The organism is Desulfosporosinus sp. FKB (assembly GCF_002196705.1).
Taxonomy (GTDB): domain Bacteria; phylum Bacillota; class Desulfitobacteriia; order Desulfitobacteriales; family Desulfitobacteriaceae; genus Desulfosporosinus.
In genome coordinates this window covers 53,543-75,450 of record NZ_NADJ01000013.1, presented here as the reverse complement: position 1 = coordinate 75,450, position 21,908 = coordinate 53,543, and the positions used below count along the sequence as shown (strand labels likewise).

The following is a 21,908-nucleotide window of genomic DNA, read 5'->3' as shown; positions in this document are numbered from 1 at the left end:
CACCCGTTTACCTTTTCAGATTCCCTGAAAAATCATGGCATTTGTGGCAGTCGTTTGAGGTCTGGGCTTCAGGATTTTGCATACAACCGCTTCCATAGACGAGAGGAATTGGGTATTTCTTTCCCAAGACTTTGCTAGTAAGTACCCAACCTAGAGCGTCTTGACGAATATACGGTAATTCTTCTCCTTTAGCGGTTTTTAAAATTTGATCCCCTATGTTCAGTTTGGGGAAATTTGTATTGACTTGCTCCTCTTCAAAAGCAAGGTCGTCTGATGTACCAACCGTCCAGCCTGAAGGTTTTTTATCCTTTGTTCCATGGCAGTCGTAACATTGAATTTTCAGATCCTGATATTCGGTAGGATAAAGATGTCCATCCCCCATAACCTCCTGCCGAGTATGACAATCAATACAATCCAATTCTACTTCGCACTTAGTAAAAACCATACTAGGTTGATACACATTTTTTAACCGATCAGTTGGAGTTTCTACGCCTTTTTCGGAAGAAGATTTAACACTTGCTAAATCGGGCCGAGAATTAAACTGCATATTATAGAGATTGGGTATCCCCTGATTATGACATTGATTACATTGGGTATATGGAATCTGAGTAGTTAGGCGATGCGTTAGACCATGTCCCGCCTCTCCTTTAACAGTTACATCTTGTCCTTGATAGGTATGGGACCAATCAGTTAAAACATGGCAGCTTTCACAACCATTCGCCAAGGAAGCTTGTTCGAGTAGTTTTCCATTGCTCTGATGGCATGCTTCTAAACAATTACTCAACAGTTTCTGTTCAAGAGGTTGCCCGTTAAACGGTGAAGGGACCTGAGAGGCAATTACTCCGGGTTTTATGGAAATCTTCGGAGAAATATCAAGACCATGCATGTAACGAATCATGGACAATTCCCCTCCTTTACTTGCCATTAACGATGATTCAACTAAATCGACTTGGTTATCCTCGGAGCGCACATTTCCAGAATGACATTGCGTGTTTGAATTTTGAGAACCGCAACTCAATTGACTGACCTCTAATCGTCCCGGATGCCCTGCTCCGTACATCCCAGCATGAGCCTGATTTTGATCGAGAGAAAGCGCATTCCCCCCGTGACAAACGACACAACCGAACGCCTCTGACGAATGAGAAGCAGAAATTTCTTCAATTCCCAAATGACAAGTCTGACAGCGTTCAATTTTCCCATTCGGAAGGATTAACGTTTTGATTTCCGGTTTTTGCTCTTTCAGATTATCCAGTTGTTGCTCTAATGTTTTCCTTAGCTCAGGGTTTTGAGTTGAATCAATTTTACTCTTTAATTGAGCAATCTGTGCTTGATAATATTGAATTTGCCACATTTCCCAATTTGGATGACTATTAACCCAAATGACCCTAATAACCACTACAAGAAAAAGCAAAACAGAACCCCCAAAAAGCCATATTTTGCCTGTTTCTTCCTTTACCCAGGGAAATTTATTGCACATGTTGGGATGACACCTCTTATTCAATGGATAGGAACTCTTGTTATTAATGGCTCTCACGATGTTTTATCCATTTATCTCTTCTTTTCATGGATTTCATATTGAGTTGCCGGGACGTTCATCTGACAACTGGATAGATTCTATATCCTGATAAAGTAAGGTTTTTAAGGGAATTCTCATGACACGATAAGAGGTATACATTGCCCATATTAGTGTTGCAATTAAGAGTGCAGAGTAGAAAATACCCAAAATATGTTGCTCTCCCAAATTTCCCGTTATAAGCTCAGGCCAATTGTAAGCCTGATGAATTATTATGGTTGAACTAAGCCATGAGTCATGAGCTTTCGGTGAAAGAGTGTATGGAAGGTATCCGACGGCAAACCCGATAAATCCAATTAATGTATTACCGTAGAGAAGTCCCAGACGCATGTAAGACCGTATTTCGCATCCGATTAACGCTACCGCCCCAAAACCCAGCATCGCTGCTCCAACCAGATGCCCAAGATTAAGCTGATCTTTAATCGCTATATGATGACCTAAAGGAATCCCATAGCCAACCCAAGTGATAAGAATAAATAAGTTCGTTATGACAACAGCTGTCATTACCCCAATGAAAGGGAACAACCCCTTAAATAAGGTTTGAGTAATCTTAGGCAAACCCAAAGTTCCTAACCATTCGTCATTTCGATGTAAAGCTGGTGATAATTCTAAAGAAACCATAGCGCATTCAGTACCAAAACCACTCTTGGCCATAGCAATACCAGCCAAGAGACCGGCTAAAAGTGTAAGAGTCGGATAAACCCAACCTGCTTGAGAAAAACCCATCGTATAAGATGGATTAAACATTCCGTTCCAAACCGCAACTCCAACCATGAGTATTAAAAACAAAATGCCAATCCAGCGCCATGGGTCCCGCCAGGGCCTATACTCAGGATGATAACCCATGCCCTCTTCGTTCCAGCCCTTCAACCGAGCCTTTTCAACATAATAACGGGTTTCCTGATGTTTAAAATACCCAGCCAAACCTAACTTAGTAAATAATCGAAAGGTTAAAATTCCGCTTAGACTCATGACCAAAACAACCACCCAACTGTCGATCTGCATCAAAGGTATTCCGCCAAGCAAATGATAGAGGGTACATCCTCCGGCAAGACGAGTACCGTAACTAAAAACGATCCCACCAATAAAAGCAACGATAAGCATCTTTGTATCATACTTAACCCAACTTCGAAACTCTCTTTCCATCAGCCCTACTAAACTGCCCCCTAAAATCATTCCGATAATCGGCCACCAAACATCCGGTTGGAAAACTTGTCCGTAGAAATTTGTCCTTCCCCCAAATAGAAACACCTCTAGCCCCCGAAACATTTGCCCAAGTCCTGCAGTCACTCGTAGTGGATCTACAACGGCTCGACCATAGACTTGAAAATCTCTTTGAATATCAACGAGCATGAAAAGAATTTGTGCCAGGCCAAAGACCAAGCCGGCCCAAAAGAAAGACCACTGTTTTGTTACCGCCTTAAACATTTTCCCTTTCATGATGACCGCCTCTTTGCTATTACTCTTCTACTAATCGAATTCCTTTGACGAAGTACAGCCCTTGTTTGAACATCACAAACAAGGGCTGTACTTTCAAACAACCTACATCCATTATTAATTTAACAACCGCCTATACTTTCTGTAATCTCACCTATCCCCAAACTCTTCCACTGTTCCATTCCGCCTATTAGAACTTTTACTTTTTGAGGGGTATAACCTTTTTGAGCAAGCGTTTGCCATGCTGTGAATGAGCGTGAACCATTTAAACAGACGAGTATAATGTCTTTATCCTTTGCGATTGCATTTACATGATTGGCTATACCCCCAAGCGGTATATTTACCGCTGTCGGTACGTGCCCTGAGGCAAATTCACTGGGTTCTCGAACGTCAATAATTTGCCAATTGTTTTTAGCCTTAATACCCGCATCAAGCTGGCTCGCAGATATCATCGATTCGGAGGGTAAGGATTTTTCGACAGAACTAGGTGAACCATTTGTTGAACCGGACAATTCTGAAGCTGTTGGAGAGGTGGGAGTAACCTGTTGTGAAGTGCTGGTGGTATTAGGTAATGGACTTACTTTAGCTCCGCATCCGGCCAAAATGATGACTATAAGAATTAAGAGTAGAAGATTTGACGTTACCTTCATTCTCAAACATCTCCACTTATTTAATATACCCGGAAGGAGACCACACCTTATCTAAGCTGTAGTCCTTTGTTTAATAAAATGTTGTTATTAACGCTTCTTCTTCTTTTAGAAAAGCTTGAAGCAATTTTGCCATCCCGCAGTAGAACCCTGTATCGGCTTTTCTTTCCAAGTTAGTGATTAATTCAAAAACCCAGGGACACAGATGTTTTACAAAGATCTGCTTTTCCCATTCCAAGAGTTTTTGCACTTCATCTTCATTTCCTCGTCGTTCTGTGACCAGTCGGCAAAGGTTGCCCATAAAGAAGAGTTCAATCGCAATATGATCCGGAATAAGGTCCCATCCTTCAGCAAATTGAATCTCCCATTCTTTTAAAATCCGGTACATATCCTGCGCAGGTTCTTGCCATAAACGGCCAAAGGTTCCATCCACATTACGGTGCGTATAACATGATTCATAAGGAAAAATTAGCTTTGCCCCCGGTACGATAAAAAGGGCGTCGTAGTCCAACTGAACCTTTTGGAAATATTCCGTCTCATGTACAGCTTGAGTCAAGGCTGTTAATAGTTCTTCCTTCCCCTCTGCTTCCGGCAACCCTTTGCTCAATTGTGCTTGAAAATGAGGGTTTAACCATGATACATCCAATTTACGGGCTAGAGCATCCGCAAAAATGTTATACAGAATAGCTCGTGTCCCTGACTCTTCTACAAGTTCGAGACATATGGCTGGCTCAATCATCTTTTCACTCTTTTCATCGGATTTTTTCTTTCTACATATTCTAAAGCATCAGGTTGTTGTTGAAATGCTCTACAATTATAACGAATAGTGCAGGATATTCCTGCACTATTCTATTGATTTTAAGAGGTTATTTAGGCCTTCTCAACTTTGACACGGGAATCGTAGAATGAACAACTGCCACCTATTTTATCTTCTAAACAAACATTGCCGATTGAGTCATCCACTCGCAGGGCGAAGTTGATATTAACACCCGTGCCTCGTCTCTTATCTCCTGCAACGGTCTTCCCATCAATAACAGAATCAATAGCACCATAGTGCCAATGACCATAACTGGCACAGACAGTAACAACGCCAGGACGAATACCGGGTCGTAAGCGAACTTTTCCCTTAACCCCTTCTTTATTGCTCAGACTGCTGACTTTAATCATATCTCCATCCTTGAATCCTAATTTTGCGCCATCATCATTGTTCATCTCAATAAAGTTTTCTGGTTGGATTTCCGTTAACCAGGGAGCAGAAATTGTCCGACTGTGAGAGTGGAACGCTTGCTTATACGTTGTAGCGATAAAGTCATAACCATTGTCTTTGACGATTTGATCTTTAGCATCTCTAACCGGATAATATTGAGGAATTCCATCAAAGTTTTTACCTGTCATTGAATCTTTAGTGGTTGCCACTTTCTCAGCATAAATCGTGCAAAGACTCGCTACTTTGTTCTTCATCATCGAACCATCATAGGCTCCTCCGGAATCGAAGACGCCTCCGCGATCCAGAATATATTTAACTTGTGCTTCCTCGGTAGCACCGGGAATCTTCCCATATTGACTGGCGAAATTTGCTACCAACTTGAGGTACCAATCTTCTTCTTTGTTCAGTGGCATACCCGCGCCGAAACCATTGTCCCCAAAGCCCGGAAGATTCATCTTCTTAGCAATATCAATAAACATATTTTCTACTGATTTTGCTTGTGGGAATACATGGGTCATCGGTTGGCGAACATCCGCTACCAAACCAAGTATCGTTGGGGCGGCTCCCAGGGCATTCCATTGCTCCAGGTAGGTGACATCTGGAAGTATATAGTCGGCGAACATTGTGGTATCTCCGATAACAATATCGGTGGAAATGATAAGCGGTATCTTTTTAGGATCCTTAAAGGCATTAATTATTCGGTCTTTCATACCCGGAATAGAATAGGCCGGAGTTGCCATATGGAGCCATAAAATCTTAGCGGGATAGGGATAACCATCTAAAACTCCTCCTACAACTTCCTGATAAACATCCCCCGTCAGTGGAAACCAAGGTCTTTTTGCCGGGTAACCGTTTTTCTTAAATTCCGTTGAATCCTCATAATTAGCTTTTTCCCGAGATATTCGAATACCTTTCATTTTTACAGACCCGGGATGTAGTTTAGCTACTTGATATTTTCCGTTCTTGTCGCCCATATAACTGAGAGTACTGCCGCCCGATTGATAACCGCCGCGGTGATCGACATTACCCATCAGCATATTGAGAATACAAATCGTACGTCCGGTCTGAAAACCATTGGTATGTTGTACCGGTCCACGATAAAAATCGGCAACCGCCAGCTTTCCATAAGAAGAAAACTGATCTGCTACACTCACGATTTGTTCTTTTGGAATCCCGCATATTTTCGCATACTCGTCTAAACTTCTTTCTTTGGAACGCTCACTGAGTAATTGGAAAACAGTCTTGCAGGCAATCCCATTGGCGGTAGCCTCTCCTGCTAGGTCAGCGGTATTCGCGGCAGCGGCAAGTGAAGGGGTGCCTCCAACTAAAACAACATAGTCGTCTTTCGTACCACCCAGACCGGCTTCATCACCACGGAGATACTTTCCGTTATCCGTCCGAACAAGATACGTTGCATCAGACCAGCTGGACTCTCCTCTAAGCGCTGCTGCATCTTTAGAAGGGGCCTCTAAAAAGGATTTATCATAACGTTTGTTGTCCATGATCCACTGAATCATACCTAAAGCTAGTGCTGCGTCACTTCCCGGCAGAATGGGAACCCATACATCGGCGTGGGAGGCGCTGACAGAAAAGCGCGGGTCCACTGTGATTAAGCGACCGCCTTTAATACGAAAGTCTGCTAATTTTCTGCTCAGACCATTCATTGGGAAGTTTGCTTCGCCATAATTGGCACCAAAGTTCATAATCAATTTAGCATTTTCAAAATCCGGCTTTAAATGCCCTTTACCAGCAAATGTATTGGCTGTGGCGATATGATGGCTTTGTTCACATACAGTTGTGTGCTCAAACCAGTTAATCGACCCAAAGGAATTGTTAACAAAGCGTTTGACTAATTCAGCACGACTGTTCTCAATCCGACCCGCTAAAAATACGAACTGATTCGCTTTTGGTCCAAGTTCCGGTGCATCTGGATCGATCGGCGTTGATAAATCGTGCACTGAGCGCAAGCCCTCGACATTCCCCTCCCCAAAGAGGTTGCCGCCCTCGATAATCTCTTTATACGCTTGATCCCAACTAATGGCTTGCCACTTGTTTTCTCCCCGTTTACCAACCCGCTTTAACGGCTGCTGAACCCGTAAGGGATCATAGAGGATTTGTAATCCTGCCTGCCCGCGCGGACAGAGCTTTCCTGCAACTTTACGGGCTTCTTTTGGATCGGTAGAATATTTAATAGGATCATTTAGAGTCATCGGACTATAGGGATTGCCATCTAATTTGATAACAACACCATCTTTGACTTTACCGCGTAAACTACAGTCACTCCGACAACCCAAGCAGGTTGAATAGACAAAACTAACACTTGGGTCAGTATCTAAAACATCTTCAGCTGGAGACCCCTCTGACCAGCTGGGAATGGTTTTTTGAGTAATATTTCCAAAGGCTAACGGCGAGATAGCCATCGTGGCGCCTAAAGCAGCTGCAGCCTTAATAAAGTTTCGGCGAGTTGTTTTCATATTATTGAGCTACCTCCTTCACGGCTTGACTTGTCAATTTAACGACAGCACCCGGACGATTCATCGGCAAGACGGCATAAAGGAATGAAAGTACCACAGTTGTCGCTAACGCTAAACCGATAACAATAGTCAAATCATGCCCTGAAACAGCATATTCGAGCGTTTTGCTGCCAGTCAAAGGAAGTTCTTGTCCGCCGATTACCAGGTTAATACGCATTGCCAAAACACCAATAATCGTTAACAAGGATGCTACTACCACAGCCGGTATACTTTGACGTGCGTTCTTGGATAGAAGGATTAAGAGTGGAAGCAGCATCCCTAAACCGTTTTCCAAACCTAAGAAACTCCAGGCGTCTCCGTGCAACAGATAGTAGGCAGCGGCATAACCCGCTTCACTGGAATACCAAAGTACAATAAAGTAAATAATCATCAGAGCCCCATCGATGACAATAAACCATTTCATGAGATTGGCAATGTCGGCGATAAGAGATTTAATGTCAGCATCGAGTTTACCGAACTTAAACTTCTCGACCAACATCAGGACAATGATAAAAAGTCCTGTACCAGAAACCATAGCAGACATTAAAAAGATGATCGGCATCAACGGTGTATGCCATATTGCCCGTGCTTGGACATTACCCAGAATAAAGCCCGTATATCCATGAACAGCCAAGGCTAATGGGACACCCAAAGTTCCGAAAAACTTCGCTTTTTTCGTGTCATTTTCTTTAGCTGCAGTTGACATGTCAGTCTTTCCAAACAGTAAGAAACGATAAAGCCCTGCTTTAAAACCTGTTCCGTTCATATTATTGACGAAGTCCTGACGAAACATAAACCAGGCATAGATAAGCAGACAAACCGGGTATAAAACAAGAAGGTAGACACCCCAGGACATGGCCGAGGTTGGATTGACGTGCAAAAACAGATTGAGTGCTCTCCCAGGCTGTTCCAGGTCAAACAGCAAGTGTAAGGGTGCAAACGCCAAAAGGACGATGGCCATTAATACCCCGACTTTAGAAACCTTTTTATATTTCTCGATCCCAAAGACAGTCCCAAGACTTGTTAAGATAAAGGATCCTGCGCTCATACCGGTGTAGTAGAAGTATACAGCGATGAGCAACCCCCAGTAAATTTGATGATTCGTATCAAATAAATGAACCGTCGTCATTACTTCTCACCTCCTACGATGTCTAGGAGATTTGGACGAAGGGCTTTCTGATCAGCACCGATATAATACGTCTGTGGACGATTATTCGTTTCTGGTTTACTAACATTAACGGGTTGAGTGGCTAGGAGTTTAAAGACTTCGCTCGTCGGGTCGTTTAGGTCCCCAAAAACCCGAGCTCCTGAAATACAGGTATTAACACAGGCAGGTTGTAACCCGGCCTCTAACCTTTCGTGACAATACGTGCATTTTTCGGCGGTTTTTCTTACAGGATTGATAAACCGAGCATCATACGGACAGGCCGCAATACAATACTTACAACCGATACAACGATCATAATCAATCAGAACCGTCCCATCCTCAAGTTGATAGGTTGCTTTGACTGGGCAAACATTAAGACAGGATGGATTTTCACTGTGATTACATAGTCTGGGCAAACGATGACGGGATACATTGGGGAATTTACCTGTCTCTAATTCGTCGACCCAGTTCCTGAAGACGCCCAGAGGTACATTGTTTTCGCTCTTACAAGCCACTTGGCAGGCATGGCAGCCCACACACTTACGTAGGTCTATGACCATGGCATAGCGTTTTCCCATTATCTCATCTCCTTCATTTATAAGTGCTTGCCACCTTCGCCAAATACGGGCAGGCGCAGATTTCCGCACCCTATCGGTTCCAACTTAAAATAGCCGGAACTCGGAGGCAGATGAACTATTTCATCACCATAAATTTTAAATTGTTTATAAAGAGTTACTAGCGGGTAAACACCTAATTTATTTACCTCAAAACCCTCATATAGTTTAAGTTCCGTGTCGGTAATTTTCCTTACAAAGTAATCTGTTTTCCCTATAAAAATAAAGAGAGCGCACCTTGTACGCTCTTGCTCTATTATTAATACGAAAGTAGTTTATCTTTCTCATTATCCTTCTATTGGGGAATCTTTAGGGATATCATTTATGTTATTATTTACGTTACCTTTTACTGTATCTTTCTCTGTTCCAATACTTTCAACTATTCTAATAGGTTCTTGAGATGCGGTCTTAAACTCGTTGATCCCTCGGCCTAAAGATTTCCCTAATTCAGGCAATTTTCCCGGACCAAAAATAATTAGAGCAACAACCAGAACAACAATTAATTCTGTTGGAGCTAGAATGCCAAAAGATATTAACACATATCCCGCCTCCGTTAAATGAGATATGTTAAGCATAAACGAATTGAAGAGTATTTGCTATACGTAAAAACCCCCACAAGTTTCCGTCTCATGCCCGTAAAAAATCCTGACACCCAAGACTCCGTACAGCTACGACAATTTAGCTTCTGTATGATTTACACCAATCTTTATTGAGGAATTCATAATAGTTTGTATGATGGCGCTAACATCCCTAAAACTAGTGAAACTCTACCATTTTTACATTCATCATAGAATAACTAATTTAGATATGAACAAGAGGCATGGGCACCTTTTTGTTTTCTTCGTGGTTTTGATTTGATAATGCAGATAATGTGAATTGATAATATTAGTATTTTATAATATAATTAATTAGACAAAACAATCACCAATAAAGGATGAACATCATGAACCAAATAGAATTAAGTGCAAAAGTTTTAAAGGCGCTAGGCCATCCTATTCGTTATAAGATTGTTAAATTTTTGCTCGATGAACCGAAATGTGTCTGTAAACTCACTGAGGATGTAGAATTTAGCCAATCCAACTTATCACAGCATTTAAAGATCCTCAAAGAGGCCGGTGTACTCGAAAGCGAGAGAGTTGGTCTCAATGTTCATTACCGTATTAGCAGCGAAAAAGTAAAAGCAATTATCAAACTAACGGATGAGTTTGCTATTGCCCATATTAAGAGCATACAGGAATCTATTACTTAAGGAGGAACTGGAAATGGAGATCAAAATTCTGGGCAGCGGTTGTGCCAACTGTAAGAAATTAGAGGCTAATGCCAGAGCGGCTATTGCAGAGATGGCAATCGATGCCTCAATAACAAAAGTTGAGGACATTAAAGAGGTCATGAAGTATGGCGTCATGAGAACCCCTGGATTTGTGATTAACGAAAAGGTAAAGTCCTATGGAAAAGTATTGTCTACTGCAGAAATCAAGAAGTTAATTCAAGCACAAGATTAAGCAAAGGTTCCTTGCCTATCATTAACTATAATACTTAACAAAAAAACCGCCATCTGAGGATGACGGTTTTTTTGTTATTTTGGCCTGCCTCTCTTGAAAAAGAAAAGCTCCGTGATTATAATAATATTAGAATTTACTTAATTACTTATTGGGGAGGTGAACTTCTAACGAGCTAGTCTCTTCTGATCGGGTTATAGCCATTAACTACCTCTCTTTCTAGGCACAAACCAGCTTAAATAGGAATACAGGAAGTGATTATATGTTTACTTGGACTCAAAACTTAGCTGATTGGCTGATCTATTCCGTTTTGAATATTGCCAAAGATTCAAAACTTGGAAGTGCGCTCAACTTTTTTATCTACGACACCATCAAGATCTTTATTCTGCTTTTCTTAATCATCTATGCAATTACCTTTATTCGCAGTTTCTTTCCGCCTGAAAAAACCCGAAAAATTCTTGCCAATAAAAAAGGGCATACCTTTCTTGCTCACATCCTCGCAGCGCTGCTGGGAATCGTCACTCCATTTTGTTCTTGTTCAGCGGTACCCTTGTTTATAGGCTTTGTTGAAGCCGGTATTCCCTTAGGGGTAACATTCTCGTATTTAGTAGCTGCCCCAATGGTTAATGAAGTAGCCCTTGGACTCTTATACAGTCTTTTCGGTCTAAAAATCGCCCTCATTTATATTGCTTCTGGAGAAATCATCGCCATCATTAGTGGTCTCATCTTAGGCAAGCTTGGGTTGGAAAAGTATGTCGAGGGCTATGTCTATGAAATTGAGCTTAATGATGATGGACTCGAAATACCGATTCCCACGTTAAGCGAGCGACTTCGTGATGCTTGGGTTTTCACCTTGGACCTCATTAAGAAAATATGGATCTATGTTGTGATAGGTATTGCGATTGGGGGATTTATGCACGGATGGATCCCTAAAGATGCACTCGCCAAATACGCTGGGAAAAACAATCCTTTTGCTGTGTTGGTCGCAGTTCTCTTTGGCATCCCGTTATATTCGAATGCTGCAGGAGTCATTCCTCTGGTCAGTGAGTTAACCAGAGCAGGTGTCGCTATGGGCACTGCGCTCGCTTTCATGATGGCGGTCACTGCCTTAAGTATTCCGGAAATGATCTTACTGCGTAAGGTTTTAAAGCCAAAACTGCTTGCAATTTTTGTAACGATTGTCGGCTGCGGAATTATTTTTACGGGTTATATGTTTAACTTCATCATTTCATAAGCCATTTACTCTTAAACTCATCCGTTGTTTTGGGACTAAGTTTATTCTCTCCCCCCTAAGATTAGTGAAACGAGGTGTATGGACGTGAAAAAAAATCTTATTGCGTTGCTCGGTCTGGCGGGATTCATTGTTATGGCCGATAACTGGGTTGTCTCTCCTATATTACCTGCCATATCCCAAAACTTGAACATTGATATAGCAAAGGCTGGCTTATTAATCAGTGCTTACATGATACCTTTTGGCATCTTTCAGGTTATTTTTGGACCTTTAGCCGATCGATATGGCAAGAAACAAATAATTACCTTTTCTATGATTGCTTTCACTGTTGTCACGGGGCTTTGTGCTTTCGGCAGCACTTTGACTAGTCTCGCTATTTTTAGGGCCTTAACAGGAATTTTTGCTGCATCCGTAATGCCAATTTCCCTAGCCTTAATTGCTGATGTCTTTCCTCTTCAAGAACGCCAGGGGGCCATTGGCAACTTTATGGGCATTTCTTTTCTAGGTCAAGGTTTGAGTATGGTTATTGGCGGAACCATCGCTTTTTTCCTAAACTGGCGAGGGGTTTTCGCCGCCTATTCTGTTTTTTCTTTGATTCCAACGATCTTACTTCTAATAAACTACAAAAGTCTACCCTCGGAAAAACACCCTGACAGTAAAATACTGGCACCCTACAAAAAACTCCTAGCGACTTCCAAGAGTCTTCTGACCTATATTTTGGTTTTGCTGGAAGGCATTTTCATTGTGGGCAGCTTTTCCTATATCGGCTCATTTATTGCGCAAACTTACCACTATAATTTCTTTTATATTGGCCTTATCATGACCGGTTTTGGGATCATGACGGTTATAGGCGGACGTTTGAGTGGCAAACTCTCAGCAAAAGTGGGAGCTAGAACAGTATTAACGTTAGGCCTGTTATGTGCTTCTCTGGCTGACATGATCATCTATTATCTGGGGGCGAACTTAATCCTATTGATTTTAGGAGTTGCCATGTTGGGGCTTGGTTTTATTTTTACGCATTCAACGCTTCTTACAAGAGCCACAGAGTTTGCCCAAAAGGCCCGTGGAGCAGCTATGTCCCTAGTTGCCTTCTGTTTTATGGGTGGCGGTGGTGTTGGCACTGCGATTGGAAGCAGACTTATTGCAGCCTATGGATTGCTACAGTTGTTCATTATTTACGGAGTTGCATTAGTCGCAACGCTTTGCTTGAGCTATATTCTGATTCGCGGACGTGTCGTTGGAATTAATGAGGCTTAAAAACAACCCAAACTAGTAACACGCATACAAAGGAGGAGTTACAAATGGATTTACAAACAGTGCTAGATAATCTAAAAAAAGAAAACGGAGAAATACCAAAACCAATGCAACGTTTAAGTGAACTCGATGAAAGTCTTGTAATTAATCACGTAATTGATAAAAAGTTTGTCATGGAAATGCCAACAATACCTCAGAAATATAAGGCACTGCTAATATTGTCCGCCGGTATCGCACTCGACTCTCAGGCTTGCATTTTGAATAATACCAAACTGGCCAAAAAACTTGGAGCGACGGTTGAAGAAATTATGGAAGTCTTTGCTTTAGCCAAATTTGCTAAAGGAGCGACGGCAATCTCCAGTGCTGCTCCTGCCTTAGAGTGGCTCGCTAATAATAAGGAATAAATTCATTTATGATCTTAAACAGCAAACTTCTTGGCATGGCTTTGGGGGGATGTCCCCTTTAAGCCATGCCAAAAAAGGACAGTGAGTCGAGATGTTTACCTATTTTCTTTATTTAGTCGCTGGTGCATTCCTAGTTATTTCTTATTTAAAAGATCCAAAGAAGACAAAGACTGCTCTTAAAAAAGCCTGGAAATCCTTTGAGAATATTCTTCCGGAATTTTTGGGAGTTTTAATGCTGGTGGGTATCTTACTGGCCGTACTGAATCCAGAAGTTATTTCCAAAGTCATTGGCAAGGAGTCAGGATGGTTTGGGGTTATCATTTCTGCATTAGTCGGAGCTATCACGTTGATTCCTGGTTTCGTTGCCTTTCCGACTGCAGCCTTAATGCTTCACGAGGGTGCTGGTTATATGCAGATAGGTGCCTTTGTTTCCACCCTTATGATGGTTGGCATCATAACAATGCCTGTCGAAATTAAATATTTCGGTAAAAAACTGACCATACTGCGTAATACTCTCGCCTTTCTCTTTTCCTTTTTTGTGGCGTTCATTATTGGTAAGGTGATGATAGGACTATGAATCAAAAACAAAGCCCATTGCTAAAATTGGTTAAACGATATCGCTTATTTCTTTTAACTATTCTTGTAACACTCTTATTAACGATCTTTAACCGGGATCTTGGCATAAAAGCCCTAATGGTATCCGGTTACAGTATAGAAGAGATGGCTTCTTTTATTCCTCCGATCTTTATCTTACTAGGACTTTTAGACGTTTGGGTTCCAAGAGAGACCATGGTAAAATACATGGGCGAAGGATCGGGGCTTAAAGGGATCGTCATTTCCTTCGTCATAGGTTCAGCTGCAGCAGGTCCATTATATGGGGCATTCCCCATAGCAGCCGTATTTATGAAAAAAGGAGTTAAGTTCAGTAATATCCTGATCTTTATCGGTGCCTGGTCCACAACAAAGATTCCCATGTTTCTATTTGAAATGTCTTCACTTGGAGCAAAATTTGCCATCACTCGCCTACTAATTGATATACCTGGAATCATAATTATGGCATATATCTTGTCAACTTTTCTCTCCCGACAAGAAATTAAGCATATTCAACAACGTGCCGAATCTCTATAGTCCCCACAGAAAAATAGAGACCTCTGAATCATTGATCAGAGGTCCCTTGTTATAACTAAATCATCTTAATATAATTAACCAGGCTTCCATGTATTCTTTTCCCGCAGCATATTTATCCCTACTGCTTCATCACTTCTTATTGGTTAATCGCTCACATAAAGCCGGGTCCTTCCTAATCCGTGAGGGCATCGTTTGTTTGAGTTTAGACTTGAGAGATTGGGCATAACTTGCCAAAAAAGTCTCTTCTTCTCCTGGAAATACTATACTAAAGACGTCTGTGTTGAGGGAATAATAGATCCATTTCCCTTCCTTTGTGTCGCGTAAAATCCCAGCGTGTTTAAGAATCTTTAAATGATGCGATACTGCCGGTTGGGAAAGACCTAGTCGCTCTATAATTTCACAGACACACATTTCCTGTTCGGAGAGCATATCAATGATCCTCAATCTGATTTCGTCGCCCAAAGCCTTATAAAACTCAGCAATTTTTCCTAATTGAATGGTAATAATAAATACCTCCATTTTTATTAATACATTTAAGTTTGTAGATATTACAACATATTATAGTATTTTGAGTTTTTATTTACAACGTATTCTATCGATTTTAGGGTAAATAATTCATCTGTTACCTATCAACAAGCTCTTTCGCCACGTTACGTACAGCTTCAATAGCTTGTTCTATTTCTATCTCTGTCGTAAAGTGCGAGGGACTAAGACGAACTAATCCTTGATCGATTGTTCCAAGTACAGTATGAGCTCGGGGCGCGCAATGTAATCCAGCTCTGGAGATAACTCCGAATTCCTTGTCTAAAAGGTAACTAATTATCATGGAATCATGACCACCAATATTAAAAGCTACTATCGGTGCTTTTTCGGAAGCATTTGTTCCGCCATATATCCTAACTTCAGGTACTGTTTGTAGTCCGTCAATTAGTTGTTGACACTTCTCTTGTTCTCGCATTCTGATATTATCAATACCATACTTGCGGATATATTTTAAGCCCATCCCTAAACCTGAAATACCGACTACATTTAAGGTCCCACTTTCAAGAGCATCTGGAAGGAAATCAGGTTGTCGATCGGATTCCGATAAACTTCCGGTACCACCGTATATAAGCGGGCACAATGTTATATTGGGTCCGATAATTAAGCCACCTGTTCCTTGGGGCCCAAGTAATCCCTTATGACCTGGAAACGCTAACAGGTCAATAGCCATCTTTTTAACGTCAATAGGATATATCCCTGCCGTTTGGGCGGCATCAACTAGATAAAGAACTCCCTTTTCTCTGGCCAATTCTCCGATTTTATGTATTGGCAAGAGATTACCACTAACATTGGATGCCTGTAACGTGACCACCAATTTAGTGCTTTTCTGAAAGGATGCCTTAAATTCAGCAAAGGGAAATTTCTCACCTGGTACAACCGGTATCTCTGTTACTGAAACACCGAGTTCAGTGAGCGCTTTGAGTGGCCTGACGACAGCATTATGCTCTAATGATGTGGTGATGACATGATCTCCTGGTTGTAAAATCCCAAACAACGCCTGATTGATCGCATGAGTCGTGTTGTTAGTAAAAATAACTCTTTGAGGGGCGCCAGAATTAAAAAATCCGGCAATCTGTTCACGAACAATATAGACTAAATGAGCAGTCCCAACTGCAGCACGGTTGCTGCCACGACCGGGATTGCCAGCAAGATTTGTCATCACTCGCCGCATTTCCTCGACAACACCTTGAGGCTTGGGCCAAGAAGTTGCGGCGTTATCTAAATAAATCATGATTACACCCTCCGAAAGCTACCACTTTAACGGAGCAAATCCGTCATTGTTCGCTTCATAGACTCCAGTAAACACTACCATTTCATCAATTAAATCATCGATGATTTCTTTCCGCTCGTGTGGAAAACACAAAGCATTATTACACCCAGACCGTAAGGTTCTAGGAGTTGGAATTAAAGCATAGGGGCAGTCAAGCTTCTTAAAGACTTTCTCAGCCGCCATCGCTTGAGTTAATGAATCGAACGTGATTAGAGCTCTGTACTGCTTAAGTTCACCATAAAGCATCTAAAGTTAAAGTCCCCCCATCGATCATTAAAAAGGGTTTTGCATCATATCTAGCAAAACCCCGAAGTCCTAAACTGATTAAATTAAAGAAATACCCGGTAAGCATATTTGGCAAAGCGATGACTTTACAAAGATAGCAATTAGTAAAGGTTTAAGAATTTCCTTTATAATTCTCCACCTCTCTGGTAAGGAAAGTGACGTTAGAAATTATTTTTCATATATTTTATTTATTTTTTCTACTACAGCATCTTTTATCTTCCCTAAGTCGGTCGATGAATTTAGGTCAAAGTTTTTTGAAATACCTAAGTCCTTGGAAACGATTAGATGTTCATCCGGGGTAAAACCGGCCTTCTCTAGAGTCTTCTTAGCACAACTCATTGGACAACCATCGATGGCAACAATTCCTTTAGCATTTTTTGCCCCATTAGTAATATTGGCAAGACCGGCGGAGATACTGGCGAGACAGAGAAGTGCCGCCTTATCATAACCAACCTCATTTGCAGCCTTCACTGAAGAAAGCATTGTAGACTGACCCACATTAGAAGCACCTGCACAATAGAATACAGCAACCGGGCTTTTCCTTTCCTCGACTTCTATACCCTTTGTCTTCTTATCCATATATGGAAGATACCAATTTTCTTTTTCCTTTTTAACCTCATTCGTTTTTTGCCCCTCGATTGTTTCTGTGCTTACCAAAATTATTTTTTCGTCCATTTGTTTATTCCTCCTTCTGATTTTTGTTTCTAATGCCTGAGATTAGAGCACCTATAAAGCTCATTACTGCCGCAATGTAATAAACTTTCTGGGTGCTTTCCAGAAAATTTGTGCCATAATTATTCGCGGTGTTATCCAAAAAAGCTGAAAATAAAGTAACCGAAAACGCTATACCTATAACCATTCCAAGATTTTTTACAAGCTGAGTAATGCCATTGGCTGCTCCAAGCTTGTTCTTTGGTACGTTCCCCATAATGCAGCTATTGTTTGGTGATTGAAACAGTCCCAAAGAGAGCCCCATCAAAGCAAGATAAATGAGAATCAGATATACCGGCGTTTGCAAAGTGGAATTCGCCAATAAAATCAAAGCAACGCCATTTATTAAAAGCCCTGACGATGTCAGTATCGTTGCTCCGATTTTATCAGAAAGCGCTCCACTTAAGGGCGATATGACAGCCATAGCGATGGGAAAAGCCATCATATACAGACCGGATTTTTCAGTACTGAAACCCAAAACTCTTTGATAGTAAAAAGGTATCAGTACCGTTGGAGAATACATAGTTATGAATGAGATTAACGATGATATGACAGATGATGTAAAGATCCAATTGTTAAATAGGCTCAAATCCATCACCGGATACGAAACTTTTCTTTCATATAAGATGAAGGATATGCTAGAAATCAAAAATGCCGAAACGCTTCCATAGATCAACGGATTACTCAATCCCATAGTATTAATATTTGAAAAACCGTATATAAATGTAATAATTGCGATCACAAGCAATACTGAGCCTAAAGCGTCAAATTCGAAATGTTTATTCTTGGTCTTTTTATTCCGTGGTATGGAAAAGTAGGATGCTGCAAAACCCAAAATTGATACAATAAAGGTCAGAAAAAATACTGTCTGCCATCCCCACAAACCTATAGCTAATCCCCCTAACGGAGGTCCAGCAATACTGCCAATAGCCATTGTCATTGCTAAAACTCCAATGTTCTTACCTCTTTCGGTTGGAGGATAATTTTCTGTAACAATAGCCATTCCGTTAGCCATAACCATTGCTCCACCCACTGCCTGCAAAGCTCTCATGATTATCAGCATTGGCAGATTCATCGAAAAGCTACAAAACAAAGTAAATATTGAAATCACAAAAAAACCAAGGTTATAAATCTTTCTTCTGCCAAAATGATCAGCTAATGTCCCTAATATGGGCAATAGCGCAGACATGACAAGAAGATAAATTGACGTAACCCATTGCACGGAATTCATATCAACACCGAACTGCTTGGCCATGACAGGCAAGCCTACATTGACCACGCCACTGTCAAACATAGACATAAAAGCACCGATCATAATGGTATACAAAATAAATTTTGACTGTGCTTTAGCTTGTATACTCATAAGGCCACCATCTTTCTCGTTCATAACTCCCAACAATATATTCAAATATGTAAATGTATTGATGTAAATATACCCCCTTAAGCATGGGGTGTCAATATGTCCTTTCACTTTTTTTCAGCTACTCATATTTTAGATTCATAACAGGACTGTTTCCTTAATTCACTCCATAACCTCCATCAAACTTGCCCTGTAGCTTACATCCCTAGCATCCAAACTTGTGGCCTGTAAAAATTACACAAAGTAAATTTTAAGACTATAAAAAGATGTCAATTTTCTAATCCTCACTTTATTTGACTTGTTCATACTCTATGTTATCTCAATCTTGCAGGCCTTAAAATATAAGGCCAAAATGTACATCTTGATATCCTGGAAACAATCAACTACTTGTATCTCATCACAAATTAATTGATTACTATCTTGCGGATAGTTTTACAGAACATTCTATCCTTTTTCTGACTTGTTTTAATGATTCCTTTGCATATTTTTGATGTGCGTCAGACATGCCTGATTGCAGCTTTAAAATCTGACGAGTAAAACCCGGAACCACAAAGCACTTTTCGATCCTGTTAATTACAAAATCTTTAAGAAACCCATGCGGCTGAAACTGAATCTGAAATGACCATTCAAATTGACTATAATAGAAGTCGATCGTGCCGCGAAAGTCTTTAGCTGCTAACCATAACGGCACGGGATGCTTCTTGATATTTCCAGCATACTGAAGCGTTCCACCATGGAGCGTGGAAACAAGCCCATCATCACACAGAAACAGGCGACTCCATAACCATGGGTTTTTACGAAGATAGCTGAACAATTCTTCAAAAGAAGCCAACTCCCCTGCATCCTCGAAAGTATGGCTTAGGACAATGTCTTGCTTTATTCTATAAGCAATTGTGACCGTCATTATCAAAGTTCCCCCTTATGCTTATAGAATTGCCACGTGCAATAATTTGTAGACTTTGAAAATCAAATATATAGATCTTAGGCCAACGTCTGATGGGATAAGAATGAAACGACTTTTTTATATATAAACTTCAGAACAGTTCCAGTGGCTTAACTATATCCATGATGTAAAGAGGTTCCAATTAAAGGGTTTGAACTTTAATTGGAACCTCTTTTCCTTTTAAATATGATTTATTTTGTCCTAAAATAATCTGATTTCTTGCTTGACCAATTATACTTATTAAGCACTTACGATGAAAAATTGCCCGACCACACGCACTATCAACTATCGTTAAATATCATTTTAATGAAGAGTTTTATGTTTTAGATAAGAATTATATTTATCTTTACCTTTGTATCGCAATTTATCTACTATTACAACGTTTTTGTATTCTTTATTAAAGATCCTTTCGATTTTATACATATAATCTATTAATCTATGTTGCGATAAGTTTCAAACCATTGTTGGGCTGTTTGTTATGCTTCTGAACAATATCAAATTAATTTTCTACTACTCTTATTAAAAATTTTGGCAGTTTTTCTATACGCATCCTCTATATAGTCTTGCAATCCGTTTAAAACGAATTACAATTTTTACCACAATTTTCACACTGCGTTTTCTGCTATAAAATCAATTAATTATTTGTATCTAGGCAACACAAAGGTTTATAGCCCATTCCAAGATGAAAAGCCATGATACTACAATGCCTCCCTGAGTTGGAATTTTTGCAGGTAGCTCTTACCATGACACAGAGCGATTAATCACGTTCGAGCCATTAGCCGTGCAAATGGAATCAATTCTGGTTCCATTTGCACGAGAGCTTTTATTCTCGCATTTACAAGACTTTTGGTTGGTGCAATAGCTGCTTCAGTACCGTAATAACCGTCTTACCACAGCTCCTCCACAGTATCTATAACATCTCTTATAACATTAAAGCAGATTTTCTCTGCTATATTCTGTTCCTTAAATAACTTAGATCCTTCTGGAGTAAAGTCAATTCCAGTTAGGCCCTTGCACGTGGAACAGCCATGTTTTACCTTAATTTTTTCTATTAGTTCCTGGGCTAAGGGAAAAGTCCTATTTCCCATATCGAAGACGGTGTTTTCATCGTTGCCATGCTTTAATCCCATAGCCATGATTCCTCCGCTTACCGCGCCGCATATTTCACCTGTGCCAGAAATCCCAGCCCCAAATCCGGTGGCCAATTTAATGGCCTGGCTGCGGTCCATTCCAAGCTGTTCCCCTAGGGTGGAAAAAACCGCCTGACTACATAAAAAGCCGTTCTTCATCATATCTACCGCTTTATCGGAAACCTTCACATTACATTCCTCCCACAATTTTAGCATTTATTGAGATATTTTTATGAATTTATACATATATGAACGCGTTCACTTTATCTTAACCCGCAATCTGTTCGAAGTCAATAAAAATGAACATATTCATAATTGAATATGTTCATTTTAAAACTCTTTTATTCCTTCCAATAATGTATAAGGGTTATTGTTCTACTCCAAGACCTTCCAGGAATAAATATAGCTTTTGTTTCAGGTTATCCATAAATGGAATATCCAGGTTGCTGTTCATGGTGGATTGTATCAGGCCCATGAACATTTCGATAATTATTCCCACAGCGATATCCTTACGGAATACGCCTTTTTCCTGCCCCTCACACACAATGTCAGCCAGTATCTCTTTAAAAACAGGGCCGTGGGGGGACTCCCGTTGGGTGCGCGAGGCCTGGCGACGAAACTGCATAAACAGATTTATAAGCTGACTGTTCTCTTCGAAATTTTTACCAGCGGTTAAAAGGATTTCCGACAATTTTTGAGACGGCTCCAGGGGGGATTTTTGTATCTCTTCAACAAAATGCCGGACTTCATTTATTTTTTCTCCGAGACAGTATTTAAGTACATCTTCCTTTGAATCATAGTAGTTATAAAAGGTACCGGTCCCTAGGTCAGCCTCTTCCATTATTTCCGCAACTGTGGTATCCATAAAACCTTTTGTCAGAAAGAGTCTCAAAGCGTTTTCTGATATTGATTTTTTTGCCTGCATTTTTTTTCGCTCACGTCGAGTATTCATATTAACAACGGTTTACCTCCACATTCATTTATGAATACATTCATTTTACTGCTACCATTA

The 21,908-nt window shown here is 40.6% G+C and carries 23 protein-coding genes; 7 read left to right on the top strand and 16 right to left on the bottom strand.

Annotated elements, in window-relative coordinates; genetic code table 11:
- Nucleotides 1-7 precede the first annotated feature (7 nt).
- The 8 genes from B5Y67_RS03685 to tatA all read right to left on the bottom strand — a co-directional run bounded on the left by B5Y67_RS03685 (nt 8) and on the right by tatA (nt 9,677).
- Entirely contained in the window at nt 8-1,477 is a 1,470-nt protein-coding gene (locus tag B5Y67_RS03685) for a hypothetical protein (protein WP_088225199.1), read from the bottom strand.
- A gap of 93 nt (nt 1,478-1,570) precedes the next feature.
- Complete coding sequence (locus tag B5Y67_RS03680; protein ID WP_088225198.1) at nt 1,571-3,013, bottom strand: YeeE/YedE thiosulfate transporter family protein; 1,443 nt, start codon at nt 3,011-3,013, stop codon at nt 1,571-1,573.
- A gap of 119 nt (nt 3,014-3,132) precedes the next feature.
- The gene (locus tag B5Y67_RS03675; protein WP_088225197.1) at nt 3,133-3,660 is read right to left on the bottom strand and encodes a rhodanese-like domain-containing protein; all 528 of its coding nucleotides are present in this window, start codon (nt 3,658-3,660) and stop codon (nt 3,133-3,135) included.
- Nucleotides 3,661-3,730: 70 nt separating this feature from the next.
- Nucleotides 3,731-4,396: a molecular chaperone TorD family protein gene (locus tag B5Y67_RS03670; protein WP_088225196.1), complete on the bottom strand. Its 666-nt coding sequence runs from the start codon at nt 4,394-4,396 to the stop codon at nt 3,731-3,733.
- A gap of 131 nt (nt 4,397-4,527) precedes the next feature.
- Complete coding sequence (locus B5Y67_RS03665) at nt 4,528-7,338, bottom strand: molybdopterin-dependent oxidoreductase (RefSeq protein WP_088225195.1); 2,811 nt, start codon at nt 7,336-7,338, stop codon at nt 4,528-4,530.
- 1 nt (nt 7,339) lies between these two features.
- Nucleotides 7,340-8,506: an NrfD/PsrC family molybdoenzyme membrane anchor subunit gene (nrfD, locus tag B5Y67_RS03660; RefSeq protein ID WP_088225194.1), complete on the bottom strand. Its 1,167-nt coding sequence runs from the start codon at nt 8,504-8,506 to the stop codon at nt 7,340-7,342.
- Entirely contained in the window at nt 8,506-9,102 is a 597-nt protein-coding gene (locus B5Y67_RS03655; protein ID WP_088225193.1) for a 4Fe-4S dicluster domain-containing protein, read from the bottom strand. Before B5Y67_RS03655 ends, nrfD begins: the two co-directional genes overlap by 1 nt.
- A gap of 323 nt (nt 9,103-9,425) precedes the next feature.
- Complete coding sequence (tatA, locus tag B5Y67_RS03650) at nt 9,426-9,677, bottom strand: twin-arginine translocase TatA/TatE family subunit (protein ID WP_088225192.1); 252 nt, start codon at nt 9,675-9,677, stop codon at nt 9,426-9,428.
- 404 nt (nt 9,678-10,081) lie between these two features.
- Here tatA and B5Y67_RS03645 point away from each other — a divergent pair, with 404 nt between their 5' ends.
- The 7 genes from B5Y67_RS03645 (at nt 10,082) to B5Y67_RS03615 (ending at nt 14,654) form a co-directional block, all read left to right on the top strand.
- Nucleotides 10,082-10,387, top strand: coding sequence for a metalloregulator ArsR/SmtB family transcription factor (locus B5Y67_RS03645; protein WP_088225191.1), 306 nt, complete (start codon nt 10,082-10,084; stop codon nt 10,385-10,387).
- A gap of 13 nt (nt 10,388-10,400) precedes the next feature.
- Complete coding sequence (locus B5Y67_RS03640) at nt 10,401-10,640, top strand: thioredoxin family protein (protein WP_088225190.1); 240 nt, start codon at nt 10,401-10,403, stop codon at nt 10,638-10,640.
- A gap of 259 nt (nt 10,641-10,899) precedes the next feature.
- Nucleotides 10,900-11,871, top strand: coding sequence for a permease (locus B5Y67_RS03635; protein ID WP_088225189.1), 972 nt, complete (start codon nt 10,900-10,902; stop codon nt 11,869-11,871).
- 78 nt (nt 11,872-11,949) lie between these two features.
- Complete coding sequence (locus B5Y67_RS03630) at nt 11,950-13,125, top strand: MFS transporter (protein WP_088225188.1); 1,176 nt, start codon at nt 11,950-11,952, stop codon at nt 13,123-13,125.
- A gap of 44 nt (nt 13,126-13,169) precedes the next feature.
- Nucleotides 13,170-13,526, top strand: a complete 357-nt coding sequence (locus B5Y67_RS03625; protein WP_088225187.1) for a carboxymuconolactone decarboxylase family protein — start codon at nt 13,170-13,172, stop codon at nt 13,524-13,526.
- A 91-nt stretch (nt 13,527-13,617) separates the two neighbouring features.
- Complete coding sequence (locus B5Y67_RS03620; protein ID WP_088225186.1) at nt 13,618-14,103, top strand: permease; 486 nt, start codon at nt 13,618-13,620, stop codon at nt 14,101-14,103.
- Nucleotides 14,100-14,654, top strand: a complete 555-nt coding sequence (locus tag B5Y67_RS03615) for a permease (protein ID WP_088225185.1) — start codon at nt 14,100-14,102, stop codon at nt 14,652-14,654. The genes B5Y67_RS03620 and B5Y67_RS03615 overlap by 4 nt, the downstream gene beginning before the upstream one ends.
- A gap of 129 nt (nt 14,655-14,783) precedes the next feature.
- Here the strand turns inward: B5Y67_RS03615 and B5Y67_RS03610 are convergent, their stop codons facing one another.
- The 8 genes from B5Y67_RS03610 to B5Y67_RS03575 form a co-directional block, all read right to left on the bottom strand.
- On the bottom strand, nt 14,784-15,173 hold the full coding sequence (locus B5Y67_RS03610) for a metalloregulator ArsR/SmtB family transcription factor (protein WP_242975817.1): 390 nt from the start codon (nt 15,171-15,173) through the stop codon (nt 14,784-14,786).
- 103 nt (nt 15,174-15,276) lie between these two features.
- A complete protein-coding gene (locus B5Y67_RS03605) occupies nt 15,277-16,428 on the bottom strand; it encodes an aminotransferase class V-fold PLP-dependent enzyme (protein ID WP_088225183.1) in 1,152 nt (383 codons plus the stop codon).
- A gap of 18 nt (nt 16,429-16,446) precedes the next feature.
- Nucleotides 16,447-16,713 (bottom strand): DUF3343 domain-containing protein, encoded by a 267-nt coding sequence (locus B5Y67_RS03600; RefSeq protein WP_088225182.1) that lies wholly within the window; start codon nt 16,711-16,713, stop codon nt 16,447-16,449.
- Between the two features lie 207 nt (nt 16,714-16,920).
- Nucleotides 16,921-17,427 (bottom strand): putative zinc-binding protein, encoded by a 507-nt coding sequence (locus B5Y67_RS03595; RefSeq protein ID WP_088225181.1) that lies wholly within the window; start codon nt 17,425-17,427, stop codon nt 16,921-16,923.
- 4 nt (nt 17,428-17,431) lie between these two features.
- A complete protein-coding gene (locus B5Y67_RS03590) occupies nt 17,432-18,850 on the bottom strand; it encodes an MFS transporter (protein WP_242975816.1) in 1,419 nt (472 codons plus the stop codon).
- 388 nt (nt 18,851-19,238) lie between these two features.
- Nucleotides 19,239-19,727, bottom strand: coding sequence for a hypothetical protein (locus B5Y67_RS03585; RefSeq protein ID WP_088225180.1), 489 nt, complete (start codon nt 19,725-19,727; stop codon nt 19,239-19,241).
- A gap of 926 nt (nt 19,728-20,653) precedes the next feature.
- Entirely contained in the window at nt 20,654-21,085 is a 432-nt protein-coding gene (locus B5Y67_RS03580; RefSeq protein ID WP_088225179.1) for a C-GCAxxG-C-C family protein, read from the bottom strand.
- Between the two features lie 178 nt (nt 21,086-21,263).
- Complete coding sequence (locus B5Y67_RS03575; protein ID WP_242975815.1) at nt 21,264-21,821, bottom strand: TetR/AcrR family transcriptional regulator; 558 nt, start codon at nt 21,819-21,821, stop codon at nt 21,264-21,266.
- Nucleotides 21,822-21,908 lie beyond the last annotated feature (87 nt).

Bases quoted from the DNA above. Each gene is read 5' to 3' on its own strand.
- B5Y67_RS03685 (WP_088225199.1), bottom strand. From the start codon at position 1,477: ATGTGCAATAAATTTCCCTGGGTAAAGGAAGAAACAGGCAAAATATGG.
- B5Y67_RS03680 (WP_088225198.1), bottom strand. From the start codon at position 3,013: ATGAAAGGGAAAATGTTTAAGGCGGTAACAAAACAGTGGTCTTTCTTT.
- B5Y67_RS03675 (WP_088225197.1), bottom strand. From the start codon at position 3,660: ATGAAGGTAACGTCAAATCTTCTACTCTTAATTCTTATAGTCATCATT.
- B5Y67_RS03670 (WP_088225196.1), bottom strand. From the start codon at position 4,396: ATGATTGAGCCAGCCATATGTCTCGAACTTGTAGAAGAGTCAGGGACA.
- B5Y67_RS03665 (WP_088225195.1), bottom strand. From the start codon at position 7,338: ATGAAAACAACTCGCCGAAACTTTATTAAGGCTGCAGCTGCTTTAGGC.
- nrfD (WP_088225194.1), bottom strand. From the start codon at position 8,506: ATGACGACGGTTCATTTATTTGATACGAATCATCAAATTTACTGGGGG.
- B5Y67_RS03655 (WP_088225193.1), bottom strand. From the start codon at position 9,102: ATGGGAAAACGCTATGCCATGGTCATAGACCTACGTAAGTGTGTGGGC.
- B5Y67_RS03645 (WP_088225191.1), top strand. From the start codon at position 10,082: ATGAACCAAATAGAATTAAGTGCAAAAGTTTTAAAGGCGCTAGGCCAT.
- B5Y67_RS03640 (WP_088225190.1), top strand. From the start codon at position 10,401: ATGGAGATCAAAATTCTGGGCAGCGGTTGTGCCAACTGTAAGAAATTA.
- B5Y67_RS03635 (WP_088225189.1), top strand. From the start codon at position 10,900: ATGTTTACTTGGACTCAAAACTTAGCTGATTGGCTGATCTATTCCGTT.
- B5Y67_RS03630 (WP_088225188.1), top strand. From the start codon at position 11,950: ATGGACGTGAAAAAAAATCTTATTGCGTTGCTCGGTCTGGCGGGATTC.
- B5Y67_RS03625 (WP_088225187.1), top strand. From the start codon at position 13,170: ATGGATTTACAAACAGTGCTAGATAATCTAAAAAAAGAAAACGGAGAA.
- B5Y67_RS03620 (WP_088225186.1), top strand. From the start codon at position 13,618: ATGTTTACCTATTTTCTTTATTTAGTCGCTGGTGCATTCCTAGTTATT.
- B5Y67_RS03615 (WP_088225185.1), top strand. From the start codon at position 14,100: ATGAATCAAAAACAAAGCCCATTGCTAAAATTGGTTAAACGATATCGC.
- B5Y67_RS03610 (WP_242975817.1), bottom strand. From the start codon at position 15,173: ATGGAGGTATTTATTATTACCATTCAATTAGGAAAAATTGCTGAGTTT.
- B5Y67_RS03605 (WP_088225183.1), bottom strand. From the start codon at position 16,428: ATGATTTATTTAGATAACGCCGCAACTTCTTGGCCCAAGCCTCAAGGT.
- B5Y67_RS03600 (WP_088225182.1), bottom strand. From the start codon at position 16,713: ATGCTTTATGGTGAACTTAAGCAGTACAGAGCTCTAATCACGTTCGAT.
- B5Y67_RS03595 (WP_088225181.1), bottom strand. From the start codon at position 17,427: ATGGACGAAAAAATAATTTTGGTAAGCACAGAAACAATCGAGGGGCAA.
- B5Y67_RS03590 (WP_242975816.1), bottom strand. From the start codon at position 18,850: ATGAACGAGAAAGATGGTGGCCTTATGAGTATACAAGCTAAAGCACAG.
- B5Y67_RS03585 (WP_088225180.1), bottom strand. From the start codon at position 19,727: ATGACGGTCACAATTGCTTATAGAATAAAGCAAGACATTGTCCTAAGC.
- B5Y67_RS03575 (WP_242975815.1), bottom strand. From the start codon at position 21,821: ATGCAGGCAAAAAAATCAATATCAGAAAACGCTTTGAGACTCTTTCTG.